This window comes from Nostoc sp. (assembly GCF_036919595.1).
GTDB lineage: Bacteria > Cyanobacteriota > Cyanobacteriia > Cyanobacteriales > Nostocaceae > Nostoc.
Window position 1 is genome coordinate 1 of record NZ_JBALCO010000086.1, and the last position, 8,700, is coordinate 8,700.

An 8,700-nucleotide genomic window follows, 5' to 3' on the forward strand; every position below is an offset into this window, starting at 1 on the left:
CGTCTTTCCAGTCCCTTGCTAATTAGCGATCGCCTACTTTTTTCGGATTTTCCTTACTACATTTATTGTCTTATTTGTCAATGCGTAAATTCTGGAGTTTTCAGCTTTAATTGTGGTGCTTCAGCAAGGGTAATTTCACAAGTTTGCCGCGCCCGTCTCATGTGAGATACGTATACTGCGTCAAACTTGATACCTTTTTGTAAAGTGACGAATTATTTGACCAAAAGGGCAGATTGTTTGTCACCCATCTAAATCCTTGTGCATCGCCTGTTCAAGTAATTTTTACAGATCCATATCACAAACCCTAACAATTAGATTCCTCTACAGGAAAGCTTACAAGTATCAATAACTTGACTTATAATTTGTCGCTACGGTCAAATAATCTGTCGTTCTACAGCATTTTTCAATTAGTTCTCGTCATCAAGATTCGGTGGAATGGGCGATAATATCGTGTCCGGTTAAAGACTTATCATTGAGACAGCAGGGAGCAGGGAGAAAGAGGTTTTCCTGGTTTTTGCACAGATGTACCGAATTATAACTAATTAGGCGGACATGATATAACTTCTCTACGAGACGCTGCGCGTAGCTTGCTTCCCCACAGGGGTACGCCACAACTGGCTAGTAATGTACTATAAATCATATAGTAAATGTGTGATCGCTCTCCCGTTTTCCTCTAAGAATTGGGTGAGGGCGATCGCTCTTGATTTTTCCTCTCTACAAAACGCTGAACGCAAACGCTTGGATGATGAACATAGCTTGCCGCCGTAGGCATGGCTTAACATTTAAAATACTTTTGTGGTCAATACCTTAGAGAAAAGCTTAGATTTAACATGAATGAAACTTTAGCAGCCACATTAGGGAAATTACAAGCACAAATATATTGGTTACATGATGCTGAGGAGTTTACAGAATTGGTATCAGCAGCTAATATATCCCTGTTTATGATTCCGGATTTTTCTAGAACCAATTACTGCTCAAGAGAAATATTGGCCGAGTAGATATGCCATCTACGTTGCTTTGGAGTTGAGCCAGGAACGTTATTGGCTCTTCGCAGCTTATAGCTACCACGAAAACGCTGTGGAGTTCCATTGCTAGTAACATCCGTAACAGTAACGGGAATTTCAATATATAGCGAGCCTGCTGCCCCTTCTAAAGAACTCGGTTTTCCGACTTCTTCAACAATGGATACGATATTAGCAAAACTCTGCTGAAATTCCTCAAATGATTGCTTACTGGCAGTACCATCTCCATCCCAAGCCAAGTAAGCTTGTCTATAGTCTTGGCGAGCAATGGCATCGTAATAATCATGAATCAGTTGGACTGCTTGTTGTTCTTGGGACTGGTTATTGTCAGGATTTTGTGTGCCAGAGGCGGGTGGAGAAGATGGATTAGACCTATCCGAAAGATTTGCCAGCGTTGGGCGATTGGCAGATGCTAATTGTGATGTAGCAGAGTTATTGCAAGCTGTAATAGACATAGCAAGCAATAAAACTCCAATGACTGCATAACGTTGTTTTAACCAGATACAAAAAGAAAAGTTGATATTCAACAAAGCTATCTCCTGTGGAATCTGCACTCTTCACTGATAAATTCAGCATACTTGAATTTATTGGTTACAGCCATTGACAAATTAAGATGAATAGTAATACTTTCAGCCAATAAGCCCCTAGTGTGGGCAACGCTATTTTTACCCCAATCTATGAATCTTCAAGAAGTCAAAAATCAATTTCCAGAAGCAGTAGGTGAAATCGAGACACTGTTTTGTATTTGCTGTTGACAGATGGCGTGTTAGAAACGGATGGTGCGCGATATTTTTACCCAACAGACAACAGAAAGTCTTTTACGGTGATGATTGCTGGAAATAAAATTATTAGTCAGTTGGCAAAAATCGGTAATTCAATCTCAAGCGATCGCGACCGCACTTTGGCCCAATAGCTGCTGAAGATTGCACTCAGAATTTATCGGGGGAAGCTCATGAACAACCAACCGAATCACAAAAACCTTAGTCTACAAGAAACGCCATGTCATATCTGCGGCTCACAAAATTTTGTTTGGGGTCGTACCGTTGGAGAATCAGTAAGTCAGTGGGTATATTTCCGTGCTGATGGGGCTGGGTGGGGAGAAGGCGAAAAACTACGGGCGCGTAAATGTAGAGATTGTAACAATGTTCAGTTATTTACGTATGATTAGCTGATGAGTGAGAGTAAGGTTCTAGAAGTATTTTACTGCGTCCATAATCTATTGTAGTGCGAAAGTTTTTCAAAAAAGGCTCACCTATCAGAGCATCTACATCTGAATCAAGTGGCACTATTGCTAATCTACCAGTACCAAATTTGAAGCCATTTATATTGCCATTAGTACTTGGTATATTTTCATTAAAGATTGTTCCAGATGCTAATTCAGTTTTTGATTGGGTACGTGGATAATTTGCAAAATATTTTTGTGCAAATTTAATATTGACTGCTAACCTCATAGTATTACCAGTATCGAATTGAAAACGAACTGGATGGTTGGCTAATTGACCTATTACTATCAAATTCCCGTCATTCCAAACCAGCTCAACTAAATAACCTTTAACACCTTGAGTTTTGGTTAGATCATAGTCTCTATCTCGTAAAACTATTTCTTGTTTTTGATAATCAATGGTCAAGACAAGGTTTTGAAAAACAGTATTACCTAATATAATTTCATTAATGCCTTCTGTTTCTGCTATGGAAATTTCCTGACCATCGGCTTTCTCTACTATTTTTTCGGAAATTGTAGGTATATTCTCTAGCTCAAAACCACCTAATTTAATGTTTGGTGCTAAGACCCATTCCCCTAGTATGCGATGTTTACCCCCAATCCCAAGCATTTGAACTTGTTTTCCTGTCGGCTTTGCTTTCAAGTTCAATGTTTGAGGCCATGAAATGTATATCGCACCAGTATCAATAACACAGTTAACTTGTTTACCTGCCCAAAGTGCTTGTACATATATTAAGCCTTTTTTTTGAGTGAAAGGCACTCGAACTTCTTTGTATTGCTGTTGTGAATTTAATCTCCATCTGGCTGTAGCGAAAAGTTGACTAAGGTTGATTTGTGTATTTTTTGTTTGATATAAATCTCTAGTCTGGTTAGAAACGCTTATAACTAAGCTGAAAAAAATCAAGGCTATAATATATGGATTTATCAAATTTTTCTTCATAGTATTTCACAAGATTTAATCTGCTCAAAGTAACGGATGCCATAAATAATGCAGTAGTATTCGGGGTTGCTTTGAAATAGCTCGTAAGTAATTTCCTAAGTTAATTTATCTCAAATCACTCTTCTTCATCTGTCACATCGCTAAATGCTGAATCATCCACAGCCAATACAGGCTTGCCCATAGCAGCTTCAATTTTGGCAAGTATCATCCGTTGACGCGATGCCATGAAACCCTCAAAGTCGTCTTGTCGAAGTGTTATTGCGTCAATTTGGTGAGTTGCGAGAATTGCATTCATACCTGCATCGTCTAGCTGAACACTGTCATGCTTTTGAAGCTGAACCAGATATTCGCTTGGAGCTTTACCGCCAATCATTCGATTTGCTTTAAAGGATATCGGAGTTTTGTTCAAGATAGAGTTATAGCGAGATGCGGGAATACCCTGCTTGTCGCACCAACTCTTGGGAAAAATGTGATGAATATCTAGTCTGCGTTCTTCCCAATCGCTTTCATCCAAATCTCGAATAGCGGACTTCCAAAAGAAATCTTGAGAACCTTCGCGTTGAATCAAGGTATTGATACCCTTATATGCAGCACTAGTTCGAGAACGCAAAGTCCCTAAACGTACAGGTTGAAAGTTAGCATCCCGAACAGTTGCAGGTTCTTCCTTACCGTCCTCAATCCAGTTGATAAGCTCTTGAATATCCAAAGCCATGCGAGTTTCAACTGCCCCGCCGTACAATTCGCCAAGGATACCGCACCAGAACCAACGGGCAATTTTTTCATGAATTTTCGGTTCCAGCCAGCGATCGCCAAGCAACGCCATGACTGCGGCAAGTGGCACAAGCTGGGTGCGGTAAGGTAAATCGCTAGTTGAGAAAAATGATTGCTGACGTAAGAATTTAGCTGCTTTCCAGTAACTTTGGGTAAGGGGTTGTTTCCACTTTTGGAAAGTATCAAGGGGCAAAGATAGAACAGCTTCGCGTTTGGCAGTCACACCTGTTACTTGTTTGCCGGTTTTACCTGCTTTTAAGTCTTGCTGGCGTTTCTCCAAAGTGTACAGCAGTGTTAGCCCTTGTAAAAATTCAGTAGGTTGAGTCTCACGTAACAATCTTAGTTTTTGTAAGTGAGCTTGAATACCTACAATTCCTCCTTGAATATTACCAAACCACTCATCGCGTAAACTGACATTATCAGCAGCATAAGTGGCAGTTAAAAGTTCAAATACTGAAAGGTCAACACCACCAGTATTTACTTTCTCAAACACAAGGCAAACTGCTTCTTTCTTATTTTCCTTACTAAGTTCAATGATTGGAATATTATAGCTATGAAATTCATTCACAACCTGCCTACGAAATTGAACATATCGTCTAAACTTTTCAAGACCAGGATCATAAGCTAGTAATCCTTCCTCCCACTTGTCATAATCAAGGAGTTGGTTACAAGGGAAGTAAAGATGTTCATATTCTTTTTCTGGGGTACTGAGGTCAAGCTTGATATCACGTCCGAAGTTTTCTTTTGGAATCCGATCTGCATCAATGCTAATAATTGCATCTTCATAATGTTCTGGGCCTAGTAAAGCTGTTTCTATATCAATATAGTAATAACGTTGTACTAATTTTTTCTTGGAGTTATAAGTTTTTACAGGTTGTTTAAATATTAATACTTGGGTTAATGAGGTGAGCCGTTGTTGCCCATCAAGAATCAGCTTTTTTACTTTATCAAGTGTTGCTTTTGCTGGATCTACTCCTTCAATAGGACGCGCTTTAAACTTAGCATCGCCACCAGCCTCAAGTAACATAATTGCTCCGATAGGAAAAGCACGAGCAATACTGGCTAGAAGTGAACAAATATGTTCATCATTCCAAACCCACCCTCGTTGAAAATCGGGCAATTGAATTTCACCAGATACAATTTTATCTAATAAATCTTTTAAACTTATTTTTGTAGAATCAAATGTGGACATAAAATAGTTAAACTCCAGGAATTCGACATAGAATATTTCTTGTAACCAAGCTTTCAAATTGCATTTGCAAAGCAATAGCCGTTACTGGGTTATTAAGTAATACACCAGCTTCGATATTGCGCTCGTGAGCCGCTTCTGTAAAATTAGCGGAGGTCACAAGTACACGCTCCTGATCTACAACAACACACTTGGCGTGTAAACAAGCTTTTGATTCCACACCCAGCGTCAGCGATCGCGGATCGTGAAATACTTCAGGTAGTCTTTTTCCTGGCCAAATATCTTGGCGAAAAGTATTGGCAAACTCCCGCAGTAGAGTAGATGTTGGCACTTCACTGTTCTGCGGTCGATTGACGTTAAGAAACATTCGCACATTTAGTTCTGGGTAAAAATCCATACGTTCTGCCAGCACCATAAATAATTCTCGTGCTTTTTGTCTTTTATCAATAGCAAAGCTAGAAATGAGAACGCTTATTTTGGCAGTGCTAAACAACTCGCGCACAACAACACCAGTATCGCGGCTTTGAGAACCAGCAATTTCTGGGCCAGTCCAAACCAAGTCAACGCGTAGGCGTAGCCCGCCGTAGGCATCGCTCACAGCTTGGGACGTACTCCTTTCTTCTGCCAGCAGTCGCAGCGTATAAGCAATATGCTGAGAATGTACGCCGATGACATTAAGGCGGTTGAGTTCATCAACAATGTCTCGATTTAAAGCCGCAGGGATGTAGTTCGCTACATTGGATGTGGAAAAGGGTGGGGAAAGTCTGCCAGTTTCCAAAGCGACTGCCAAATTAACGAGGGCTGGACGGCTCAAGTGGAGAAAAGCCATCATACTCTCACATCCTCAAAGAATTCTGCCCCTGGCCCTTCAACAGTAGCAACGACTAATGCCCTATCAAGAAATTCATTGCGCCGTTCGCAAGATGTTTCAGCAATGAGTAAGCACCCATGACAAGCAGCCCCATGTAAAAACCTATCTTCTTGTTCGGCATCTGGTTGATGCTGGGCGCAAACTGGATCGTTAGAGCAAAGCCTTCCCATCTCCAGTGCAACATCCAGATGGTATTCAATTCGGTTTCCTACTTGTACCAGTCCCCCTAAAGTACCTTCCGAGCCAGGAGAACCAGTGTATAAAAGAATGCCATAGCCGGATTCGCCAGCATAAATACGCTCACGAATTGAACTAGCAGCATAACCACACTCCAGAGACACTGCTGCAATCAACATGTGTGAAAGGGAATGCAGCATAATGTAAGGTAATCCAGGGAACTTGGCTTTCTCCTGGGCAATTCCTTTTTGCTTGCACCAGATATCGAAGCCTTTTGCTAATTTCTTCCCCCGTTGTTTGACAGCATCACGCTTGAGCCAATCTTCAATAGCTTCTTGGCGAAAGGCGATAAACACTCCTTCGCCTCTGTTTTCAATCGCAGGAACCCAGGTAGGTTCAATATCAAGAGCAGCTCGCCTAACTTGAATATCAAGTTCACCATCAATATCAGGCATTGCTGCCTCAAAGCGGGTAAATCCGACCTGGGCAATTACCTCTGGCAGCCGATGTACTAAAACAATGCGCTCAACACGAGATAATAATTTTGGTTTTAAATTATCCAACTTCCGCGCACGGGCGTAAAAGTCACCCTCTGGCACATCCTCTCCCACATCGAAGGGGCTAGAGAGCAAAGTTTCGATTTCCACCTGCTTGATGCTCTTAGGTTGATTACTCTGCCCACTCTGTCTACGTTTTATTTCTGCCCATACTGCATCGTCGCTAAATCCTTCTAAGGCAGTCGATACCTTTTGCTTCTTCCGCTCTTTTTTTACATCGTTAGCGGTTTCAGCATACTGAAGAAAGTCTTCGTAGACTAAATTAACTACATTTCGCACAGCAGCATCTGAGTCTGGCAGAGAAATGACACTGATAACCTGGGAGAAATAAGCATTACTGGCAGAGCGAACAAGAAGACGATTGTATTCTGGCTTACCTGTTACCTCAGAAATACAGAGTTCTTGAGCTTTGGGGCCTAGCCAAGGGCGATGTCCATCACATTCTCTTAAGACTTTGCCATTAGGTACTGTTGCATCTGATAATTGACGACGAGCTTTGCAAGCTTCACAGCGCACAAAAATATCAGCAAAATCATTGCCAGATCCGCCCTCATCAAGCCACAGTAGACCTCGGCAGCTAGTTTGAGACTTTTCGTGGACGAAACGGTACCAATTTATATCGCTAATATGTCCATTAACACAGGCTTGGACGAAACGTACAGGTACAACTGACACTTTCTTTCTGTCAGCATTGAGATATTTGCCCTGTACTAAACTATCCCAGGGTAACAAGGGACGTGTTCGGTATACTTTAGCATTTAAGGCTTTTTCATTGGTTTTTGGCCAAGTTTCTTCCACTTGGGCTACAAACCAAATTGGGAAAGCAAAAGCTGTAATCCCTGTACGAGATGCTTTTGGATCTTGCTCATCTACAGGTGGCGCATATAGAGCAATATCTTTAACCTCTAAAATGTCAGCAACTCGATCAGCTAAACGGTCTTCGTAAATACGTTTTTTGTTGCCGTGCCAGTGGTTTAGTCCACCAATTAGTATGGAATGATCTGGTAAGTCCACCATCGCTCCTGGCCCAAAAGTAGATAAGATTTGGCTCTGTCGAATTTCCCCAGATGGAGGGCGCTTTTTGTTTGATTTACTCATTTTTCTGACTCTTCTATTTCATATCCATCAGGATTGCGAACCCACAAATTAACCGTTGGCTCAACATCCCGTAAACTACGTTGAGCTTTGAATTTTCGTGCTGAGAGTGGTTGCTTTTCTAATTCCGGGTCAAGTGGATCAAATAATAAGGGAGGTGCTTCCCCAACTTCACGCTGGTACTGTAGGGTTATTTTTTGACCAGCAATATGTTCCCAAGTATCCAGTAAATCTTGGACTCGTTTTCTGACTTTTTGACGCAGTTCCTCAACATCAGCACTATTTTTATCTTTGTCGTGCATTTCTGCTCGGAGTGAGATTGTATCTACAACAAAATCCAAAGTCTTGCGATGCTGAAGAATGTTGATCGCACGAAGTGGTGCTGTCATCCCAGAATGTCCCAAACGTGCTAAAGCAACGGTAATCGCAGCAATCCCTCGGTCAATAGCACGAGGAGAAAACGGTGTAACACTGGTAGCTTCTACTGCCCTATAGAAAGTAGCGTGCCAAGCAAAGAAACGTTCATAATGTGAGCGATCACGCGGTCGGTGAACGTTAAGTAATGTAACAACTAATCCGGGTCGTTCTTCATCCCGTCCCACACGACTGCTTGAATGTATTCTGCGGCTGTTTTAGGTTGACCGAGAACTACCATTAAGCCTAAGCGCGTAATGTCCAGACCGACAGAAATCATATTGGTAGCTAAGACTACATCAACACGTTCTTTTTGGTCAAATGTTGCTTCTAAGCGGCTCTTGGTATCGGGAGCAATGCGATTTTGTGAGGTCGGCTAAAAAAGGTGCGATCGCTAATCACCCATTACGTATGAGTTAAATATTTTATACAATATTACTAG

11 protein-coding genes are annotated in these 8,700 nt (G+C 41.5%); 3 read left to right on the forward strand and 8 right to left on the reverse strand.

What is annotated here, in order from left to right; all coding sequences use genetic code 11:
• Window positions 1-77: 77 nt before the first annotated feature.
• On the reverse strand, window positions 78-191 hold the full coding sequence (locus tag V7K21_RS12685) for a hypothetical protein (RefSeq protein ID WP_335174706.1): 114 nt from the start codon (window positions 189-191) through the stop codon (window positions 78-80).
• 433 nt (window positions 192-624) lie between these two features.
• Here V7K21_RS12685 and V7K21_RS12690 point away from each other — a divergent pair, with 433 nt between their 5' ends.
• Complete coding sequence (locus tag V7K21_RS12690) at window positions 625-768, forward strand: hypothetical protein (protein WP_335174686.1); 144 nt, start codon at window positions 625-627, stop codon at window positions 766-768.
• Window positions 769-967: 199 nt separating this feature from the next.
• On the opposite strand, the gene V7K21_RS12695 is transcribed toward V7K21_RS12690, so the two are convergent.
• A complete protein-coding gene (locus tag V7K21_RS12695) occupies window positions 968-1,576 on the reverse strand; it encodes a hypothetical protein (protein ID WP_335174688.1) in 609 nt (202 codons plus the stop codon).
• 191 nt (window positions 1,577-1,767) lie between these two features.
• Between V7K21_RS12695 and V7K21_RS12700 the strand changes: the two genes are divergently transcribed.
• The gene (locus V7K21_RS12700) at window positions 1,768-1,935 is read left to right on the forward strand and encodes a hypothetical protein (protein ID WP_335174690.1); all 168 of its coding nucleotides are present in this window, start codon (window positions 1,768-1,770) and stop codon (window positions 1,933-1,935) included.
• A gap of 39 nt (window positions 1,936-1,974) precedes the next feature.
• Entirely contained in the window at window positions 1,975-2,190 is a 216-nt protein-coding gene (locus V7K21_RS12705; RefSeq protein WP_335174692.1) for a hypothetical protein, read from the forward strand.
• On the opposite strand, the gene V7K21_RS12710 is transcribed toward V7K21_RS12705, so the two are convergent.
• From V7K21_RS12710 to V7K21_RS12735, 6 genes are all read right to left on the reverse strand, one after another.
• Window positions 2,177-3,184, reverse strand: coding sequence for a pepsin/retropepsin-like aspartic protease family protein (locus tag V7K21_RS12710; RefSeq protein ID WP_335174695.1), 1,008 nt, complete (start codon window positions 3,182-3,184; stop codon window positions 2,177-2,179). The genes V7K21_RS12705 and V7K21_RS12710 overlap by 14 nt on opposite strands.
• A 115-nt stretch (window positions 3,185-3,299) precedes the next feature.
• The gene (locus tag V7K21_RS12715) at window positions 3,300-5,147 is read right to left on the reverse strand and encodes a GmrSD restriction endonuclease domain-containing protein (protein ID WP_335174697.1); all 1,848 of its coding nucleotides are present in this window, start codon (window positions 5,145-5,147) and stop codon (window positions 3,300-3,302) included.
• Window positions 5,148-5,154: 7 nt separating this feature from the next.
• Entirely contained in the window at window positions 5,155-5,976 is an 822-nt protein-coding gene (gene drmC / locus V7K21_RS12720; protein WP_335174699.1) for a DISARM system phospholipase D-like protein DrmC, read from the reverse strand.
• The gene (locus tag V7K21_RS12725) at window positions 5,973-7,847 is read right to left on the reverse strand and encodes a DUF1998 domain-containing protein (protein WP_335174702.1); all 1,875 of its coding nucleotides are present in this window, start codon (window positions 7,845-7,847) and stop codon (window positions 5,973-5,975) included. Before V7K21_RS12725 ends, drmC begins: the two co-directional genes overlap by 4 nt.
• Window positions 7,844-8,446 (reverse strand): hypothetical protein, encoded by a 603-nt coding sequence (locus tag V7K21_RS12730; RefSeq protein WP_335174704.1) that lies wholly within the window; start codon window positions 8,444-8,446, stop codon window positions 7,844-7,846. The genes V7K21_RS12725 and V7K21_RS12730 overlap by 4 nt, the downstream gene beginning before the upstream one ends.
• Window positions 8,416-8,616 carry a helicase-related protein gene (locus tag V7K21_RS12735; protein ID WP_335174708.1) on the reverse strand — a complete coding sequence of 67 codons (201 nt, stop codon included), beginning with the start codon at window positions 8,614-8,616 and terminating at the stop codon, window positions 8,416-8,418. Before V7K21_RS12735 ends, V7K21_RS12730 begins: the two co-directional genes overlap by 31 nt.
• Between the last annotated feature and the right edge of the window lie 84 nt (window positions 8,617-8,700).